The organism is Pseudomonas sp. KBN12P06040, assembly GCF_037574965.1.
Classification (GTDB): domain Bacteria; phylum Pseudomonadota; class Gammaproteobacteria; order Pseudomonadales; family Pseudomonadaceae; genus Pseudomonas; species Pseudomonas aeruginosa.
The window spans coordinates 5,912,772-5,932,238 of sequence record NZ_JBBELS010000001.1 but is presented as its reverse complement, the minus strand read 5'-3'; the positions used below and the strand labels follow the sequence as shown (position 1 = coordinate 5,932,238).

Annotated in this window: 14 protein-coding genes; all 14 read left to right on the top strand. The window is 66.2% G+C overall.

What is annotated here, in order from left to right; translation table 11 throughout:
• Positions 1-190 precede the first annotated feature (190 nt).
• The 14 genes from hutU to VQ067_RS27820 all read left to right on the top strand — a co-directional run bounded on the left by hutU (position 191) and on the right by VQ067_RS27820 (position 19,462).
• Positions 191-1,870, top strand: a complete 1,680-nt coding sequence (gene hutU, locus VQ067_RS27885) for a urocanate hydratase (RefSeq protein WP_003095958.1) — start codon at positions 191-193, stop codon at positions 1,868-1,870.
• A 107-nt stretch (positions 1,871-1,977) separates the two neighbouring features.
• Positions 1,978-3,420 (top strand): purine-cytosine permease family protein, encoded by a 1,443-nt coding sequence (locus VQ067_RS27880; RefSeq protein WP_031640881.1) that lies wholly within the window; start codon positions 1,978-1,980, stop codon positions 3,418-3,420.
• 96 nt (positions 3,421-3,516) lie between these two features.
• The gene (gene hutH / locus VQ067_RS27875; protein ID WP_033991499.1) at positions 3,517-5,046 is read left to right on the top strand and encodes a histidine ammonia-lyase; all 1,530 of its coding nucleotides are present in this window, start codon (positions 3,517-3,519) and stop codon (positions 5,044-5,046) included.
• A gap of 62 nt (positions 5,047-5,108) precedes the next feature.
• Positions 5,109-6,512 (top strand): amino acid permease, encoded by a 1,404-nt coding sequence (locus tag VQ067_RS27870; RefSeq protein WP_015503788.1) that lies wholly within the window; start codon positions 5,109-5,111, stop codon positions 6,510-6,512.
• A 117-nt stretch (positions 6,513-6,629) separates the two neighbouring features.
• Positions 6,630-7,598: an ABC transporter substrate-binding protein gene (locus tag VQ067_RS27865; RefSeq protein ID WP_021263291.1), complete on the top strand. Its 969-nt coding sequence runs from the start codon at positions 6,630-6,632 to the stop codon at positions 7,596-7,598.
• Between the two features lie 24 nt (positions 7,599-7,622).
• On the top strand, positions 7,623-8,474 hold the full coding sequence (locus VQ067_RS27860; RefSeq protein ID WP_003095946.1) for an ABC transporter permease: 852 nt from the start codon (positions 7,623-7,625) through the stop codon (positions 8,472-8,474).
• Positions 8,471-9,301 carry a quaternary amine ABC transporter ATP-binding protein gene (locus tag VQ067_RS27855; protein ID WP_003101756.1) on the top strand — a complete coding sequence of 277 codons (831 nt, stop codon included), beginning with the start codon at positions 8,471-8,473 and terminating at the stop codon, positions 9,299-9,301. The genes VQ067_RS27860 and VQ067_RS27855 overlap by 4 nt, the downstream gene beginning before the upstream one ends.
• Complete coding sequence (locus VQ067_RS27850; RefSeq protein WP_003101754.1) at positions 9,298-10,830, top strand: HAL/PAL/TAL family ammonia-lyase; 1,533 nt, start codon at positions 9,298-9,300, stop codon at positions 10,828-10,830. The genes VQ067_RS27855 and VQ067_RS27850 overlap by 4 nt, the downstream gene beginning before the upstream one ends.
• A complete protein-coding gene (gene hutI, locus VQ067_RS27845; RefSeq protein WP_033991495.1) occupies positions 10,827-12,035 on the top strand; it encodes an imidazolonepropionase in 1,209 nt (402 codons plus the stop codon). Before VQ067_RS27850 ends, hutI begins: the two co-directional genes overlap by 4 nt.
• Complete coding sequence (gene hutG / locus VQ067_RS27840; RefSeq protein ID WP_003117997.1) at positions 12,028-12,828, top strand: N-formylglutamate deformylase; 801 nt, start codon at positions 12,028-12,030, stop codon at positions 12,826-12,828. The genes hutI and hutG overlap by 8 nt, the downstream gene beginning before the upstream one ends.
• Before the next feature lie 270 nt (positions 12,829-13,098).
• Positions 13,099-15,471: a type VI secretion system Vgr family protein gene (locus VQ067_RS27835; protein WP_021263509.1), complete on the top strand. Its 2,373-nt coding sequence runs from the start codon at positions 13,099-13,101 to the stop codon at positions 15,469-15,471.
• The gene (pldB, locus tag VQ067_RS27830; protein WP_033991494.1) at positions 15,468-17,705 is read left to right on the top strand and encodes a type VI secrection system-dependent phospholipase D effector PldB; all 2,238 of its coding nucleotides are present in this window, start codon (positions 15,468-15,470) and stop codon (positions 17,703-17,705) included. Before VQ067_RS27835 ends, pldB begins: the two co-directional genes overlap by 4 nt.
• A gap of 3 nt (positions 17,706-17,708) precedes the next feature.
• Complete coding sequence (locus tag VQ067_RS27825) at positions 17,709-18,581, top strand: tetratricopeptide repeat protein (RefSeq protein WP_003110163.1); 873 nt, start codon at positions 17,709-17,711, stop codon at positions 18,579-18,581.
• A gap of 59 nt (positions 18,582-18,640) precedes the next feature.
• Complete coding sequence (locus VQ067_RS27820) at positions 18,641-19,462, top strand: tetratricopeptide repeat protein (protein ID WP_049862400.1); 822 nt, start codon at positions 18,641-18,643, stop codon at positions 19,460-19,462.
• The last annotated feature ends 5 nt before the right edge of the window (positions 19,463-19,467 follow it).

Below are 19,467 nucleotides of genomic sequence, written 5' to 3'. Positions count from 1 at the left end.
AATGAAATTCACGGGAATGTGGAGATATCGCCGGAGGGCGTGGCGGCAGAATTGGCCCTTCCTTTGCTTATACTTGTATGTACAAGCATAGATGTGTTCGGTAGACCCAGCCCGACCTCTGCTTCGTCCCCGAATTCAGGCGCACCCTCGCGGGTCGCCGCCCGTTGAACGCCACGCCCAGGAGCCTGCCGTGACCACCCCGAGCAAATTCCGCGATATTGAAATCCGCGCCCCGCGCGGCACTACGCTGACCGCCAAGAGCTGGCTGACCGAAGCGCCGCTGCGCATGCTGATGAACAACCTCGACCCGGAGGTCGCGGAGAACCCCAGGGAACTGGTGGTTTACGGCGGCATCGGCCGTGCCGCGCGCAACTGGGAGTGCTACGACAGGATCGTCGAGACCCTCAAGCAACTGAACGACGACGAGACCCTGCTGGTACAGTCCGGCAAGCCGGTCGGCGTGTTCAAGACCCACGCCAACGCGCCGCGGGTGCTGATCGCCAACTCCAACCTGGTGCCGCACTGGGCGACCTGGGAACACTTCAACGAACTGGACGCCAAGGGCCTGGCGATGTACGGCCAGATGACCGCCGGTTCGTGGATCTACATCGGCAGCCAGGGCATCGTCCAGGGCACCTACGAAACCTTCGTCGAGGCTGGCCGCCAGCATTACGACGGCAATCTCAAGGGCCGCTGGGTGCTTACCGCCGGCCTTGGCGGCATGGGCGGCGCCCAGCCGCTGGCGGCGACCCTGGCCGGCGCCTGTTCGCTGAACATCGAGTGCCAGCAGAGCCGCATCGACTTCCGCCTGCGCAGTCGCTACGTCGACGAGCAGGCCAAGGACCTGGACGACGCCCTGGCGCGGATCCAGCGCTACACCGCCGAAGGCAAGGCCATCTCCATCGCCCTGCTGGGCAATGCCGCCGAGATCCTTCCGGAACTGGTTCGCCGCGGCGTACGCCCGGACATGGTCACCGACCAGACCAGCGCCCACGATCCACTCAACGGCTACCTGCCGGCCGGCTGGAGCTGGGAAGAGTACCGCGACCGCGCGCAGACCGACCCGGCCGCCGTGGTCAAGGCCGCCAAGCAGTCCATGGCGGTACACGTGCGGGCCATGCTGGCGTTCCAGCAGCAGGGCGTGCCGACCTTCGACTATGGCAACAACATCCGCCAGATGGCCAAGGAAGAGGGGGTGGCCAATGCCTTCGATTTCCCCGGCTTCGTCCCGGCCTACATCCGCCCGCTGTTCTGTCGCGGCATCGGTCCGTTCCGCTGGGCCGCGCTGTCGGGCGACCCTCAGGACATCTACAAGACCGACGCCAAGGTCAAGCAACTGATCCCCGACGATGCCCACCTGCACCGTTGGCTGGACATGGCCCGCGAGCGCATCAGCTTCCAGGGCCTGCCGGCGCGCATCTGCTGGGTTGGCCTGGGGCTGCGCGCCAAGCTCGGCCTGGCCTTCAACGAGATGGTGCGCAGCGGCGAGCTGTCCGCACCGATCGTCATCGGCCGCGACCACCTCGACTCCGGCTCGGTGGCCAGCCCCAACCGCGAGACCGAGGCCATGCAGGACGGCTCCGACGCGGTGTCCGACTGGCCGCTGCTGAATGCCCTGCTGAATACCGCCAGCGGCGCCACCTGGGTCTCGCTGCACCACGGCGGCGGCGTGGGCATGGGCTTCTCCCAGCACTCCGGGATGGTGATCGTCTGCGACGGCAGCGACGAGGCCGCCGAACGCATCGCCCGCGTGCTGACCAACGACCCGGGGACCGGGGTGATGCGGCACGCCGACGCCGGCTACCAGGTCGCCATCGATTGCGCGAAGGAGCAGGGCCTGAACCTGCCGATGATCACCGCCCAGCGCTGACCTCGGAAACCGCCTCCACGCCGGCGGGGCGTGGGGGCGGTCGCCCACTGTCCCGACCAGGCCACAACAAGAATGGCGGCGCGCGAGCCGCAGCGGAGTACAGCAGCATGACCCAGGGCAGCGACAGCAAGCCACTGATCGAACGGCGCTCGATCGACTACATCCCGGCGAACGAGCGCCACGGCCGCCTCTACAGCCAGTTCACCCTCTGGCTGGGGGCTAACCTACAAATCACCGCCATCGTCACCGGCGCCCTCGCCGTGGTCCTCGGCGGCGACGTGTTCTGGTCGCTGGTCGGCCTGCTCATCGGCCAGCTCCTCGGCGGCGCGGTGATGGCCCTGCACGCCGCGCAGGGGCCGCGCCTGGGGCTGCCGCAGATGATTTCCAGCCGGGTGCAGTTCGGCGTCTACGGCGCCTGCATCCCGATCGCCCTGGTGTGCCTGATGTACCTGGGCTTCACCGCCACCGGCACGGTGCTTTCCGGCCAGGCCATCGGCCAGCTCACCGGGCTCAGCGACAGCGCCGGGATCTTCATCTTCGCCGCCTTCATCGTCCTGGTGACGGTGCTCGGCTATCGCGTCATCCACATCATCGGGCGGATCGCCAGCGTCCTCGGCATCATCGCCTTCGTCTACCTGTTCAGCCGCCTGATGCTGCTCAGCGACATCGGCGATCTGCTCGCCATCCGCCACTTCAGCTGGGCCTCGTTCCTCCTCGCGGTGTCCCTGGCGGCGTCCTGGCAGATCGCCTTCGGCCCCTACGTGGCCGACTATTCACGCTACCTGCCGGCGTCCACCTCGTCGTGGAAGACCTTCCTCGCCGTCGGCCTCGGCTCGGTGCTCGGCGCCCAGGCCTCGATGGTCCTCGGGGTGTTCTCCGCAGCCCTGGCCAACGGTCAGTTCGCCGGCCGCGAGGTGGCCTACATCGTCGGCCTGGGCAGCAGCGGGACCGTCGCCGCGCTGCTCTACTTCAGCATCGCCTTCGGCAAGGTGACCATTTCCACGCTGAACTCCTACGGAAGCTTCATGTGCATCGCGACCATCATCAGCAGCGTACGCGGTCAGCTGGAGATCACCCGCCTGCAACGCCTGTTCTTCGTCCTCGTGATCGTCGGCGCCTCGACGCTCATCGCGCTGCTCGGCCAGCACTCGTTCCTCGCTGCGTTCAAGTCCTTCATCCTGTTCCTGCTGACCTTCTTCACCCCGTGGAGCGCGGTGAACCTGGTCGACTACTACTTCATCACCCGCGAGCGCTATGACGTGCCCGCGCTGGCCGACCCCGACGGCCGCTACGGTCGCTGGAACCTGCCGGGAATCGCCGTCTATACCCTCGGCGTGCTGGTGCAGATGCCGTTCCTGGCGACCACGCTGTACACCGGACCGATGGTCGAGCACCTTGGCGGCGTGGATATCTCCTGGATCATCGGCTTGCTGGTGCCGGCGGTCCTCTACTACCTGGTGGCGCGGCGCAAGGCCACGCGCCAGGCCCCGGCGCGAATGATCCTGCCGGCCGATCCCGGCGCCTTCGAACGTCCCGCGCACGGGGCCTGAGACGAATTTCCAGGGCGGCGCGGCCGCCTTCAATCCCATGAAACGCCGCCGGCGGACGGCGCTGCCGAGCCCGCCGAACCGAACAAGGAGCCTTCGATGAGCCTGTATCTGAAACCCGGCCAGCTGACCCTGGCCGACCTGCGCCAAGCCTACCTGGCCCCCGTGCGCCTGAGCCTGGATCCCAGCGCCGACGCGCCGATCGCCGCCAGCGTCGCCTGTGTCGAGAACATCATCGCCGAGGGCCGCACCGCCTACGGCATCAACACCGGCTTCGGCCTGCTGGCCTCGACGCGGATCTCCCCGGCCGACCTGGAGAAGCTCCAGCGTTCCATCGTCCTGTCCCATGCCGCCGGCGTCGGCGAGGCGCTGGACGACGCCATGGTGCGGCTGGTCATGCTGCTCAAGGTGAACAGCCTGGCTCGCGGGTTCTCCGGCATCCGCCGCAAGGTGATCGACGCGCTGATCGCGCTGATCAACGCCGAGGTCTATCCGCACATCCCGCTGAAAGGCTCGGTGGGCGCCTCCGGCGACCTGGCGCCGCTGGCGCACATGTCGCTGGTGCTGATCGGCGAAAGCCGGGCGCGCCATCGCGGTGAGTGGCTGCCGGCCGCCGAAGCGCTGGCGGTGGCCGGGCTGGAGCCGCTGACCCTGGCGGCGAAGGAAGGCCTGGCCCTGCTCAATGGCACCCAGGTATCGACCGCCTACGCGCTGCGCGGGTTGTTCGAGGCCGAGGACCTGTTCGCCGCCGCCACCGTCTGCGGCGGGCTCAGCGTCGAGGCCATGCTCGGTTCGCGGGCGCCGTTCGATGCGCGCATCCACGCCGCGCGCGGCCAGCGTGGGCAGATCGACGTGGCCGCGGCCTATCGCGACCTGCTCACCGCCAGCAGCGAGGTGGCGCGTTCCCATGAGAAGTGCGACAAGGTCCAGGACCCCTATTCGCTGCGTTGCCAGCCGCAGGTGATGGGCGCCTGCCTGACCCAGATGCGCCAGGCCGCCGAGGTGCTGGAGATCGAAGCCAACGCGGTGTCCGACAACCCGCTGGTATTCGCCGCCGAGGGCGACGTGATCTCCGGCGGCAACTTCCACGCCGAACCGGTGGCGATGGCCGCCGACAACCTGGCCCTGGCGCTGGCCGAGATCGGTTCGCTGTCGGAACGGCGCATCTCGCTGATGATGGACATGCACATGTCGCAGTTGCCGCCGTTCCTGGTGGCCAACGGCGGGGTCAACTCCGGCTTCATGATCGCCCAGGTCACCGCCGCCGCGCTGGCCAGCGACAACAAGGCCCTGGCCCATCCGGCCAGCGTCGACAGCCTGCCGACCTCGGCCAACCAGGAAGACCACGTGTCGATGGCGCCGAACGCCGGCAAACGGCTCTGGGCGATGGCCGAGAACGTCCGCGGGATTCTCGCCGTGGAATGGCTGGGCGCCTGCCAGGGCCTGGACTTCCGCGAGGGCCTGAAGAGTTCGCCGAAGTTGGAGCAGGCTCGCCGCCTGCTGCGCGACAAGGTGCCGTACTACCAGGAGGATCGCTTCTTCGCCCCTGATATCGAGGCCGCCAGCCAGTTGCTCGCCAGCGGTTGCCTGAATGCGCTGCTGCCGGCCCGGCTGTTGCCGAGCCTTTGATACCCGCCCCCGGCCGTTCGGCCGGGGCGCTCCAGCAAGAACAACAACAGGAGAGCCGAGGGATGACGCACGACACGGGGCTTCGGCGCGGGCTGAACGCCCGTCATATTCGTTTCATGGCACTGGGGTCGGCGATCGGCACCGGCCTGTTCTACGGTTCCGCATCGGCCATCCAGATGGCCGGGCCGGCGGTGCTGCTGGCCTACCTGGTCGCCGGCGCGGCGGTGTACATGGTGATGCGCGCGCTCGGCGAGATGGCGGTGCACGAGCCGGTGTCCGGCTCGTTCGGCCATTACGCCAGCAGCTATCTCGGCCCCCTGGCCGGGTTCGTCACCGGCTGGACCTACGCTTTCGAGATGATCATCGTCTGCCTCGCCGATGTCACCGCGTTCGGCATCTACATGGGGTTCTGGTTTCCCGACGTGCCGCGCTGGATCTGGGTACTGTCCATCGTGCTGTTCATCGGCGGGCTGAACCTCTGCCATGTCAAGGTCTTCGGCGAGCTGGAGTTCTGGCTGTCGCTGGTCAAGGTCGGCGCCATCGTCGCGATGATCCTCGCCGGGCTCGGCATCATGTTCTTCGGCTTCAGCCTGGACGGCGCGGCGACGTCCGCCACCGGCGTGCACAACCTGTGGCAGCACGGCGGCTTCCTGCCCAACGGTTGGGCCGGGCTGGTCGCCTCGCTGTCGGTGGTGGTGTTCGCCTTCGGCGGCATCGAGATCATCGGCATCACCGCCGGCGAGGCGCAGGACCCGCAGCGGGTGATCCCGCGGGCGATCAATGCGGTGCCGCTGCGCATCCTGCTGTTCTACGTGCTGACCCTGTTCGTGCTGATGGCGATCTTCCCCTGGCAGCAGATCGGCAGCAACGGCAGTCCCTTCGTGCAGATCTTCGACGGCCTGGGGATCGAGTCGGCCGCGGCGATCCTCAATGTCGTGGTGATCACCGCGGCGATCTCGGCGATCAACAGCGACATCTTCGGCGCCGGTCGCATGCTCTACGGCATGGCCCGCCAGGGCCAGGCGCCGGTCGGCTTCTCGCGGGTGTCGCGGCACGGCGTGCCGTGGATGACCGTGCTGCTGATGGCGGTGGCCCTGCTGCTCGGCGTGGCGCTGAACTACCTGATCCCGCAGAGCGTATTCCTGCTGATCGCTTCCATCGCCACCTTCGCCACCGTGTGGGTCTGGCTGATGATCCTCCTGGCCCAGGTCGGCATGCGCCGGCGCATGGGGCCGCGCCAGGTCGCCGCGCTGAAGTTCCCGGTGCCGCTGTGGCCATTCGCGCCGGCGGCGGCGATCGTCTTCATGCTGTTCATCTTCGTGGTGCTCGGCTATTTCCCGGACACCCGCCCGGCCCTGTGGGTCGGGGCTATCTGGATCGCCTTGCTGGTGATCGCCTACCGGCGCTGGGTCAGGCCGAAGGGCGATGCCGCGCATGGCGTGCTTCAGGCCCAGGGAGGGCTGTGACGGAACCGACGGCGGCCTGAGCCGCCGGCCAATAACAATGATCGAGGCCGTTCCCCCGGGCGCGGCCCGCAGGTTTTCCAACTGCCTTTCCCAATCGTGCATCTGGAGCGTCGAACCATGCGATACAAGAAGTCGATGTTGAGTATTCTCTGTGCCCTCGGCCTGCTCGCCGCCGCGGCGGGCGCCCAGGCGGAAGGCTGGTGCGAGTCCGGCAAGGCGGTGAAATTCGCCGGGCTGAACTGGGAGAGCGGGACGCTGCTCACCGAACTGATGCAGTTCGTCCTGGCCAAGGGCTACGGCTGTACCACCGACAGCCTGCCGGGCAACTCGATCACCATGGAGCAGGCGCTGAGCACCAATGACATCCAGGTCTTCGCCGAGGAGTGGATCGGCCGCAGCGACGCCTGGAACAAGGCCGCCGCGGCCGGCAAGGTGGTCGGCGTCGGCGAACCCATCGTCGGCGCGGTGGAGGGCTGGTACGTGCCGCGCTACGTGATCGAGGGCGACCCGCAGCGCAAGCTCGAGGCGAAGGCGCCGAAGCTGCGCTCTATCGCCGACCTGGCGCAGTACGCCGAGGTCTTCCGCGACCCGGAAGAACCGGGCAAGGGGCGCTTCTACAATTGCCCGGCCGGCTGGACCTGCGAGCTGGAGAACAGCGAGATGCTGAAAAGCTACGGCCTGGAGGAGACGTTCACCAATTTCCGTCCGGGCACCGGCCCGGCACTGGACGCGGCGGTGCTGTCGAGCTATCGGCGCGGCGAGCCTATCCTGTTCTACTACTGGTCGCCGACGCCGCTGATGGGCCGTGCCGACCTGGTGCGCCTGGAGGAAAGGCCCGGCGTCGACAAGCGCATCAGGATCCAGGTCGGCCTGTCGCGGACCTTCCACGACCAGGCGCCGGAGCTGGTGGCGGTGCTGGAGAAGGTCAACCTGCCGGCGGAGCTGCTGAACAGCGACCTGGCGCGGATGGCCAAGGACAGGATCGATGCAGCGCGCCTGGCGCGCGAGTTCCTCAAGGAGCACCCCGAGGTCTGGCACGCCTGGGTCGACGAGGACGCGGCGAAGAAGATCGAAGCGGCACTCTGAACCCACGACCGACGAGAGCAGACCATGTTTCCCGAACGCCTGACATTTTCCATCGCCGACTGGGTCAACGCTTGGGTCGACGCCCTGGTGACCAACTACGGCGACCTGTTCCGCAAGATCTCCGACACCCTGCTGTGGGCCATCGTCAACCTCGAAGGGCTGCTCCGCGCCACGCCCTGGTGGCTATTGCTGGCGATCGTCGCGGCGATCGCCTGGCACGCCACCCGGCGCCTGCTGCCGACCCTGGTGATCACCGGCCTGCTGTTCCTGGTCGGCGCCGTCGGCCTCTGGGACAAGCTGATGCAGACCCTCGCGCTGATGCTGGTGGCGACCTTCATCTCGGTGCTGATCGGCATCCCCCTGGGCATCCTCGCCGCGCGCAGCAACCGCCTGCGCGCGGTACTGATGCCGCTGCTGGACATCATGCAGACCATGCCCAGCTTCGTGTACCTGATCCCGGTGCTGATGCTGTTCGGCCTGGGCAAGGTGCCGGCGATCTTCGCCACCGTGATCTATGCCGCGCCGCCGCTGATCCGCCTCACCGACCTGGGCATCCGCCAGGTCGACAGCGAGGTGATGGAGGCGGTCAACGCCTTCGGCGCCAACCGCTGGCAGCAGCTGTTCGGCGTGCAGTTGCCGCTGGCCCTGCCGAGCATCATGGCGGGGATCAACCAGACCACCATGATGGCCCTGTCGATGGTGGTGATCGCTTCGATGATCGGCGCCCGCGGCCTCGGCGAAGACGTACTGGTGGGCATCCAGACGCTGAACGTGGGCAAGGGCCTGGAAGCCGGCCTGGCGATCGTCATCCTCGCGGTGGTGATCGACCGCATCACCCAGGCCTATGGCCGTTCCCGGCACGAGACGAGCAAATGAGCGGTGCGCAGATGAACAAGATCGAAGTGAAGAACGTGTTCAAGATCTTCGGCCCGCGCGCCGATGCCGCGCTGGCTCTTATCCGCCAGGGACGCAGCAAGGGCGAAGTGCTGGCGCAGACCGGCTGCGTGGTCGGCGTCAACGACCTGTCGCTGACCATCGGTGCTGGCGAGATCTTCGTGATCATGGGCCTGTCGGGTTCCGGCAAGTCGACCCTGGTGCGCCACTTCAACCGCCTGATCGACCCCACCAGCGGCGAGATCCTGGTGGATGGCGAGGACATCCTGCGCTACGACATGGAAGCCCTCCGGCAATTCCGCCGGCGCAAGATCAGCATGGTGTTCCAGAGTTTCGGCCTGCTGCCGCACAAGAGCGTGCTCGACAATGTCGCCTACGGCCTGAAGGTTCGCGGCGAAAGCCGGGCGCAGTGCCACGAGCGGGCCCTGCACTGGATCGCCACGGTGGGCCTGAAGGGCTACGAGAAGTCCTATCCGCACCAGCTTTCCGGCGGCATGCGCCAGCGTGTCGGCCTGGCCCGCGCGCTGGCCGCCGACACTGAGATCATCCTCATGGACGAGGCCTTCAGCGCCCTCGACCCGTTGATCCGCGCGGACATGCAGGACCAGTTGCTGGAACTGCAGAAAACCCTGCACAAGACCATCGTCTTCATCACCCACGACCTCGACGAGGCGGTACGCATCGGCAACCGCATCGCGATCCTCAAGGACGGCCAACTGATCCAGGTCGGCACACCACGGGAAATCCTCCACCAGCCGGCCGACGACTACGTCGACCGCTTCGTCCAGCGGCGGGTGGCGAACCTATGAGCGACCTACCGAGCGTCGTGTTCGGCGACGGTCCGCTGCGTTGGCAGGAACTGGTCGCGGTGGCCCGGCACGGTGCGCGCCTGGAACTGTCGGCGGCGGCCTGGGCACGGATCGACAATGCCCGCGCCATCGTCTGCCGTATCGTCGCCAATGGCGAGCGTGCCTACGGCATCAGTACCGGCCTCGGCGCGCTGTGCGACGTCCTGCTGGAAGGCGAGCAGCTCGCCGAGCTGTCGCGCAACACCTTGCTCAGCCATGCCTGCGGGGTCGGTGAGCCGCTGCGCGACGAACAGACCCGGGCGATCATCTGTGCCGCCGTCGCCAACTACAGCCAGGGCAAGTCCGGGCTCGACCGTTCGCTGGTGGAAGGGCTGCTGGCGCTGCTCAACCACGGGATTACCCCGCAGGTGCCGGCCCAGGGCTCGGTGGGCTACCTGACCCACATGGCGCACGTCGGCATCGCCCTGCTCGGCATCGGCGAGGTCAGCTACCGCGGCAGCGTCGTGCCGGCCGCCGCCGCGTTGGCGGCGGAAGGCCTGGCGACGGTGCGCCTGGGAGCCAAGGACGGGCTCTGCCTGGTCAACGGCACGCCGTGCATGACCGGCCTCGCCTGCCTGGCCCTGGACGACGCGCAGCGCCTGGCGCAGTGGGCCGACGTGATCGGGGCGATGAGCTTCGAGGCCCTGCGCGGCCAACTGGCGGCGTTCGACGCCGAGATCGTTGCGCTCAAGCCGCATCCCGGGATGCAGCGGGTCGCCGCCAATCTGCGAGCCTTGCTGGCTGGCAGCCAGGTACTGGAGAACGCCCGCGGCATCCGCACCCAGGATGCCCTGAGCATCCGCTCGATACCGCAGATCCATGGCGCCTGCCGTGACCAGTTGGCCCACGCGGCGCGGCAGATAGAGACCGAACTCAACTCGGCCACCGACAACCCGCTGCTGCTGGGTACGCCGGAGGCCTACCGGGTGGTATCCCAGGCCAATCCCCACGGCGAATCGGTGGCGATGGCCGCCGACCTGCTGGCGATCGCCGTGGCCGAGCTGGGCGGGGTCGCCGAGCGGCGCCTGGATCGCCTGGTCAACCCGCTGGTCAGCGGCCTGCCGGCGTTCCTGGTGGGCAAGCCGGGAGTCAACTCGGGGATGATGATCACCCAGTACGTCGCCGCCTCCCTGGCCGGCGAGAACCGCCAGCTGGCGCAGCCGGCGGTGGTCGACAACTTCGTCACCTCGGCGCTCCAGGAGGACCACCTGAGCCTCGGCACCAGTGCCGCGCTCAAGCTTGGCAGGGCCCTGGAGAACCTCCGGCGGATCCTCGCCATCGAGTACCTGCTGGCCGCCCAGGCCTTCGAATTCCTCGCCCCGCAACGCTTCGGCCAGGGCACCGCGGCGGCCTGGGGCATCCTGCGCGAGCGCGTGCCCGCGTACGACACCGACCGCTGGCTGGCTCCCGACATCGCCAGCGCGGCGGCCATCCTCGGCGAGCGGAAGAGTCTCGCCCGGCTGGCCGCGAGCATAGGAGACCTGCAATGAAACGACTCTGGCAGCATTGCCATGCCGCCACCCTCAAGGGCGGCAAGTACTCGATCGTCGAGGACGCCGCCCTGGTCACCGACGGTCCGCTGATCCACTGGATCGGCCCGCGCGCCGAACTGCCGCCTGACGACTACGCCGAACGCATCGACCTCGATGGCGCCTGGCTGACCCCGGGGTTGATCGACTGCCACACCCACGCGGTGTTCGGCGGCAACCGCAGCGGCGAATTCGAGCAGCGCCTGGAGGGCGTCAGCTACGCCGAGATCGCCGCCGCCGGCGGCGGCATCGCCAGCACCGTACGCGCCACCCGCGAGGCCAGCGAGGAAGAATTGCTGGCCAGCGCGCGCAAGCGCCTGGAGCCCTTGCTGCGCGACGGCGTGACGGCGCTGGAGATCAAGTCCGGCTACGGCCTCGACCTGGCCAGCGAGCGCAAGATGCTACGGGTCATCCGCCGCCTCGGCGAACGCCTGCCGGTGACCGTGCGCAGCACCTGCCTGGCCGCCCATGCGCTACCGCCGGAATACGCCGGACGCGCCGACGACTACATCGAGCATATCTGCTCGACGATGCTCCCCGCGCTGGCCGGAGAGGGACTGGTGGACGCGGTGGACGCCTTCTGCGAGCACCTGGCGTTTTCCCCGGCGCAGGTCGAGCGGGTATTCATCGCCGCCCGAGAGCTGGGCCTGCCGGTGAAGCTGCACGCCGAGCAGCTATCCTCGCTGCACGGTTCCAGCCTGGCGGCGCGCTACCGGGCTTTGTCGGCCGACCATCTGGAGTACATGACCGAGGACGACGCCCGGTCCATGGGCGAGGCGGGCACCGTCGCGGTGCTGCTGCCGGGCGCCTTCTACCTGTTGCGCGAGACCCAGCTGCCGCCGATCGATGCCCTGCGCCGGCACGGCGTGGCCATGGCCATTGCCAGCGATCTCAATCCCGGCACCTCGCCAGCGCTGTCGTTGCGCCTGATGCTGAACATGGCCTGTACCCTGTTCCGCCTGACCCCGGAGGAGGCGCTGGCCGGCGTCACCCTGCACGCCGCCCGGGCGCTGGGGCTGGAAGCCCGCCACGGCAGCCTGGAGGTTGGCAAGCTGGCCGACTTCGTCGCCTGGGACATCGAGCGTCCGGCGGAGCTGGCCTACTGGCTGGGCGGCGATCTGCCGAAACGCGTCATTCGCCACGCCGAGGAGGTATACCGTGGATGAAGTCCTGAGTTTCAAGCGCGGCCGCGTGCCGCTACTGATCAGCATGCCGCACCCCGGCACGCGCCTGACCCCGGCGGTGGACGCCGGCCTGGTGGAGGAGGCGCGGGCGCTGACCGATACCGACTGGCACATTCCCCGGCTCTACGATTTCGCCGAGGAACTGGGCGCCAGCACCCTGGCTGCCCACTATTCGCGCTATGTAGTCGATCTCAACCGCCCTTCCGACGACAAGCCGCTGTACAGCACCGCCACTACCGGCCTGTATCCGGACACCCTGTTCGACGGCCGGCCGCTCTACCGCGAAGGCATGGCGCCGTCCGCCGAGGAACGCATGCGCTACCTGGCCGAAGTGTGGACGCCTTACCACCGGACCATCGCCGAGGAACTGGCGCGGCTGAAGGCCGAGTTCGGCTACGCGCTGCTCTGGGACGCCCACTCGATCCGTTCCCACGTGCCGCACCTGTTCGACGGCCGACTGCCCGACTTCAATCTCGGCACCAACGCCGGCGCCAGTTGCGATCCAGCGCTGGCGGCCCGCCTGGAGGCGGTCTGCGCTGCCGCCGAAGGCTACAGCCATGTGCTCAACGGGCGCTTCAAGGGCGGCCACATCACCCGCCACTACGGCCAGCCGGAGCAGCACGTCCATGCCGTCCAGCTGGAGCTGGCGCAGTGCACCTACATGGACGAGCAGGCCCCGTTCGCTTACCGCGCGGACCTCGCCGAAGCGACCCGCGCGGTCATCCGCGAACTGCTGGAAAGCCTCCTCGCCTGGGGGCACGAGCGCTACGCCTGAGGTGCTCGGAGGCGGCGGACGCCTGGCCCGTCCTGGCGGACGTGAATGCCGCGGATGGGGTGGGGCGTCCGCGTCGGCATTCTGGAAATTTTCTGTTACAAGTTTATTGAGGTCAGCGTTGATGCGGCCGGGAGGCCGAGTGCGCAAAGAGTTGCACAACTGTTCTCCTCTATCCTCTTGGCCAGCATTTCCATCACGCGGGCGCAGGCGCGTCGCGCCCGGAACCGAATACGCCAGGAACGCACGGCTGCGTTTCCAAGAGGACAGTGAATGTTCGCCCCCGCCAACCAGACGCACTTCAGCCTTCGCATCGAAAACCTCCGGCACGACTTCCAGGTACTCGCCTTCCGCGGTCGCGAAGCCATCAGCCAGCCCTTTCGCTTCGACCTGGAGCTGGTCAGCGAGCGATCCGATCTGGACCTCGACGCGCTGCTGCACCAGCCGGCCTTCCTGATCCTCTCGCCGAGCGGGCAAGGGGTCCACGGACAGCTCACCAGCATCGCCCAGGGGGACTCCGGCAAGCGCCTGACCGGCTATCGCGCGACCCTGGAGCCGCGCCTGGCCTACCTGGGGCTGTGCAGCGACCAACGCATCTTCCAGCGCCTCAGCGTGCCGGAAATCATCGGCCGGGTGCTGGAGGGCCACGGCATTCTCGCCGACGCCTACCGCTTCCAGCTGGGCCCGACGCCGTACCCGGCCCGCGAATACTGCACGCAGTACGACGAAACCGACCTGGCGTTCCTCAGCAGGCTCTGCGAGGAGGAAGGCATCCATTACCACCATGAGTTTTCTGCCCAGGGCCATATGCTGGTCTTCGGCGACGACCAGACCTCCTTTCCGCGGCTGCAACGCCCCGTCGCCTACGTGCAGGACGCCGGGCTGGTCGCCGACCAGCCGGTGGTCAAGCGCTTCGGCGTGCGCTTCGACACCCGTGCCAGCCGGGTTACCCGGCGCGACTACGACTTCGAGCAACCCGCGTTGCAGATGCAGGCCGCCCATGGCCCGCAGCCCGGGGCGCAGCAACCGGACCTGGAGGACTACGACTATCCCGGCCGCTTCACCCACCGCGAGCGCGGCAAGCACCTGAGCCGGCGCGCGCTGGAACGGCATCGCGCCGACTACCTACAGGCCAGGGGCGAAAGCGACGAACCGGCGCTGCTCAGCGGACACTTCCTGACGCTGTCCGCGCATCCCCGCGGCGAATGGAACGATCTCTGGCTGCTTACCGAGGTTCTCCACGAAGGGCGGCAGCCGCAGGTACTGGAAGAGTCGATCGACAGCGACGTCGCGCAGGGCCGGGGCGATTTCCGCCAGGGCTATCGCAACCGTTTCGTCGCCACTCCCTGGAGCGCGCATTTCCGGCCCCCGCTGGAGCATCCCAGGCCACACGTGCTGGGCTGCCAGACAGCGGTCGTGACCGGCCCCGCCGGCGAGACCATCCACTGCGACCAATACGGCCGGGTCAAGGTGCAGTTCTTCTGGGATCGCCTCGGCCAGGCCGACGACAACACCAGTTGCTGGTTGCGCGTCGCCTCCAACTGGGCGGGCAAGCGCTATGGCGGCGTCGCCATCCCGCGGGTGGGCATGGAAGTCCTGGTGGGTTTCCTGGAGGGCGATCCGGATCAGCCGCTGGTCACCGGCTGCCTCTACCACAGCGAAAACCGGGTGCCCTACGAGCTGCCGCAGAACAAGACCCGCAGCGTTTTCAAGACCGACAGCTACCCCGGCGGCGGCGGTTTCAACGAACTGCGCATCGAGGACCGCAAGGGCCAGGAACAGATCTTCGTCCACGCCCAGCGCGACTGGGACGAGAACATCGAGCACGACCAGAAGATCCGCGTCGGCCACGAGCGCCACGACACGGTCGAGGGCGATAGCTACAGCGAGTTCAGGGCCGAGGAACAGCGCACGGTCCATGCCGACCGCAAGGTCGAACTGAAGGCGGCCGACCACCTCAGCGTCGCCGACGCGTTGCACCTGAGGATCGGTACCGGCCAGTTCGTCGAGGCGGGCGACGAGATCCATTTCAAGGCCGGCGACAAGGTAGTGATCGAGGCAGGCATGGAGCTGACCCTAAAGGGCGGTGGCAGCTTCGCCAGGCTCGACCCGGGCGGTGTCACCCTCGACGGCGCCCAGGTGATGATCAACAGCGGCGGCAGCCCCGGCATCGGTAGCGGCGTTCGCGCGCTGTCGCCGCTGCAACCGCTCGCGGCCGACGCCGCGGCGGCGGGAGGCGCCTTGTTGGGAGCCATCGCCCAGAAGGTCGGCGAAGCGCCGCAGAAACTCCTGCGTTTCGAACTCAGTCCGTTGCCCGGCGTGCCATCGGCGGCCAGGCAACCGTATCGGCTCTACGCCAACGGTGCCTTCAAGGAGGAGGGCATCGCCGACGAAGGCGGCGCAATCAGCTTCGAACCGCTGCCGGGCGAACGCACCTATCGCATCGAGACCGCCAATGGCCACGCCTACGAAGTGGAGATGGTCGACCAGCCGGACGCACTGCAGGTCGACGATCGGCTCGCCCAGCAGGGGTTCCGCGACTACCGGGCGGAAATGCCCCAGCACAAGCCGCGTTCCGCCCCGGACGCCTACCGGCGCGACGCCTCGCGGCCCGGCGCCGCCGACAAGGATGACCCCACGCCATGAGCGACCTGTACAAACCGCAGACCCTCAAACTGTACGCGCAACAGGCCGGCAGCGTCCGGCTGACCCTCGACTGGTTCGCCAACAAGGCTTTCTACCCGCCGCGCGCGGGTGTGCACATCAAGCCGCTGATCAATGGCCAGGCGGCCTTCGACGCGGTGCATGCGGCGATGGAAGCGGCCCGGCACAGCATCGACATCATCACCTGGGGCTTCGACCCGGCCATGCGCTTCAAACGCCCCGACGGACCGCGAATCGGCGAATTGCTGCAGACGAAGGGCCGCGAAGGAGTGCAGGCGCGAGTGCTGGTCTGGAGCAACCAACTCGCCAGGCTCAAGGAAAACACCATCCCCGGGGCCGGCGTCGGCGGTTCCGGCGGCACCTGGGCGGGCTCGGGCGTCGCCAGCGGCAGCGCGGTGGACAACGAGGTGCTGCGACTGGAGCAGCGGCGCCAGCATAACCTCAACCTCATCGCGCGGCAGAAGGAAGCCCTGGAGCGCTCGGAACGGCTGCACCGCGAAGGCAGGCTGCCGAGCTTCGACCCGCGGGGCGCCGCCCACGCGCGGACGCGCATCGCCGAGCTGGAGGCGGAGAACGCCGAGATCCAGCGCACTCTCGACAGCAGCGAGGCCCAGGGCTACGGCGGCAAGCGCGGTTCCGGCGGCACCCGCCAGGATCCCTGGGGGCAGATATTCACCCGCGACTGGTTCAAGGCGGTACGCGGCGGTGGGTTGCAGAACGTCGAGTTCCGTACCCGCGACTTCGAGCAGACGGCCAGGCCGGTGATGAACGGCGAGCAAGTGCGCCTCGTCAACGGGCGGCTGCAAAGCCTGATCCACCTATTGCGCGCCGATGGCATCGACGACCTGGGCATCGGCCAGTTGCTGGTACTCACCCAGTTCGCCAGCCATCACCAGAAGATGGTCCTGGTCGACTATGGCAGCCCGCAGGCCATCGGCTTCGTCATGGGTCACAACATGCACCGCAACTACTGGGACACCAGCGCCCACCTGTTCGACGACCGCGCCGCCGGTCGCGATCCCGGGTTCGGGCCCTGGCAGGATATCTCCATGCAGGTCCAGGGACCGGTGCTGGCCGACCTCAGCCGCAACTTCAGCGAGGCCTGGGACCTCGAGACGCCGTGGTACAAGCGCTGGTTCTCGACGCCATCGCTGACCGCCGAGCGCGACGCCTTGCCGCTGCCGAAGATCGCCACGCCCGCCAGCAACAGCGTCGCGCAGATTTGCCGGACCCAGCCGCAGGACGACGAGCGCTCGATCCTGGAGCACTATCTCAAGGCCCTGGGCAATGCCACCGACTACGTCTACATGGAAAACCAGTACTTCCGTTATGCCGGCTTCGCCGAGCGCCTGCGGAAGACTGCGCAGGTGCGCAAGGCCCGGGGCGTGCCTGGCGACCTGTACCTGTTCGTCGTGACCAACACCCCCGACTCCAGCGACGCCTCGAAGACCACCTACGACATGATGAAGGGCCTGGGCCAGGAGCAACTGATGCCGCAGGTACAGCGCGACCTGGCGCATGACTTGAGGGAAAAGCGGGAGCAGTTGAAGCAGGTCAGGGAAAACCTACATCCCGATCCCTATGTCCGGCGCGGCCAGGAAAACAACATCGAACGGCTGGAGCGCAAGATCGAGGCGCTCGAAGAGAAAGGCGTGACGCCGGAAGTCGAGCAACGCCTCGGCGATCTCGGCGCGCAGGAGATTCCCGGACTGGCGAAGAACACCGGCGAGGACGACAAGCCCTATCAACTCGCCGAAGTACCCGGCCTCAAGGTGGTCGTCGCCACCCTGGCCACCAGTGACCCTGCCCCCGGCAGCCCGCCGCCAGCGCGCCTGTCCGCCGAAGCCGAGGCCGCCCTCGGGGCGCCGCCGCTGAAGGCGCGCTACAAACACATCTACGTGCACTCCAAGCTGCTGCTGGTGGACGACCTCTATACCCTGCTCAGCTCGGCCAATATCAATGTCCGCAGCATGCATGGCGACAGCGAGTTGGGGATTGCCCAGCCCAATCCGGATTTGGCGAGGGCGATGCGGGAGGAGTTGTGGGGGGCACATGCTTATGAAGTTGCCAAAACGATCGAAGACAACTTCGAACTGTGGAGTCAGAAGATGGATGATAACTGGAAGGCCCAAGTGGCAGATGAGCCTTTTACCTCGCACTTGCTGCGTTTCTGGGATGTCACCACGCCCTATAGTCCCAATCTTACGGTGGACTGAGTAATGCGAAGCTCTATTGGTCTATTCATTTTCCTGTTGAGTTTCGGAGTTCCTGCTATGGCCGACAGTAAGCCGTTCGTCTGTGTTAATGAGAAAGACCATTTACCACCTCTCGATCCCCAGGCCGATACCTGGTATCGGGAAGCAGTTGCGCTAGCTAAGCCTGACACCTTGCGTCCTTGGGGACGTATTGTGGACTTATACAGTAAGGCAGTTGAGCGTGGGCATTGGAAGGCGATGCATAATTTGGCGAATCTTTATCGCACGGGGTGGCCCGGAGGGGTAGAAAAAGATACGCAGAAGGCACTGGACCTCTATCAAAAAATGATCGATCTGGAGGTACCCCAAGGGTTCTATGATATGGGAGCAATGATCGGCAATCGTGCAGGGGTCAAGAATCCTGCAACTGACGGGCTTACTTTTCTTGATAAGGCTGCTAGCCTAGGAAATCCGCCGGCACTAACCGAACTAGGTAAGCTTTATATATATGTGGCCAAAAAAAAGGATTTGGGGTTGGCGTATACTCACTGTGCTGCTAGCCAGGGCTATGCGCCGGCTAATTATGAGTTGGGAGCGTATTACAAGATAGTGGAGCACAATTTCCCAAAGGCACTGGTTTATTATCAGGCGTCAGTCTCTCAGGGGGGCAAGAGCGCGGCTTTTTTCCTATCACGAGTCTTCGGAAGTGAGACTCCTCCTGCAAGTGCAATGTGGTACGCCCCCGACGAAAAGTTGCAAGAAGCGTATTATTCAATCTACAAAAAGCTTGAGGCCGACCCTGACTTACGTTTCCCCCATCTGATAGAAGACCATCCTCTGCCTCCACATCCAACGCAAGGCTATGATGCCGATCGGCCTGACTGGAAGCCAGAGTGACAACTGTGCGGTGGATTATTGGTGCGTTGGTCGCATCCTGCTTCGCAGCGGTTCCTGTCATGGCTGTTAGCAAGCCTTTTGTCTGCGTTAACGAAAAGGACCATCTACCCCCTCTGGACCCGCAGGCCGATGCTTGGTATCGCGAAGCGGCGACCCTGGCCAAGCCCGATACCTTGCGTCCGTGGCCTCGTATCGTCGGGTTGTACAGCAAAGCGGCCGAGCGCGGCCACTGGAAGGCGATGCATAACCTGGCGAATCTTTATCGTACAGGGTGGCCCGGAGGAGTAGAAAAAGATCCGCAGAAGGCATTGGATCTCTATCAAAAGATGATAGATCTGGATGTGCCTCAGGGGTTCTATGATATGGGGGCAATGATTGGTAATCGTGCCGGTGTTAAGAACCCTGCTACCGATGGTCTGACCTTCTTGGATAAAGCCGCTAGTTTGGGGAACCCGCCAGCACTGACCGAGTTGGGTAAACTCTATATTTATGTGGCCAAGGAAAAGGAATTGGGGGTGGTGTATACCAGTTGTGCTTCCAGTCAAGGTTATGCTCCGGCGAGCTATGAGCTTGGAAGCTACTATGAGTTGGTTGAGCATAATTATCCAAAGGCACTTGGCTACTATCAAGTCTCCGTCTCTCAAGGCGGCAGGAGCGCAGCCTTTTTTCTCTCGCGCGTCTTCGGAAAGAGGACGCCTCCTTCAAGTGCAATGTGGTATACGCCGGATGAAAAGCTTGAGAAATTCTACTACTCCCTCTATCTGCAAATTGATGCCGACCCCGATCTTCGTTTTCCCAATTTGGTAAAAGATAACCCCTTGCCACCCCACCCCGTCCAGGGCTACGACGCAGCTCGACCCGACTGGAAGCCGGGTCAGTGATTCGG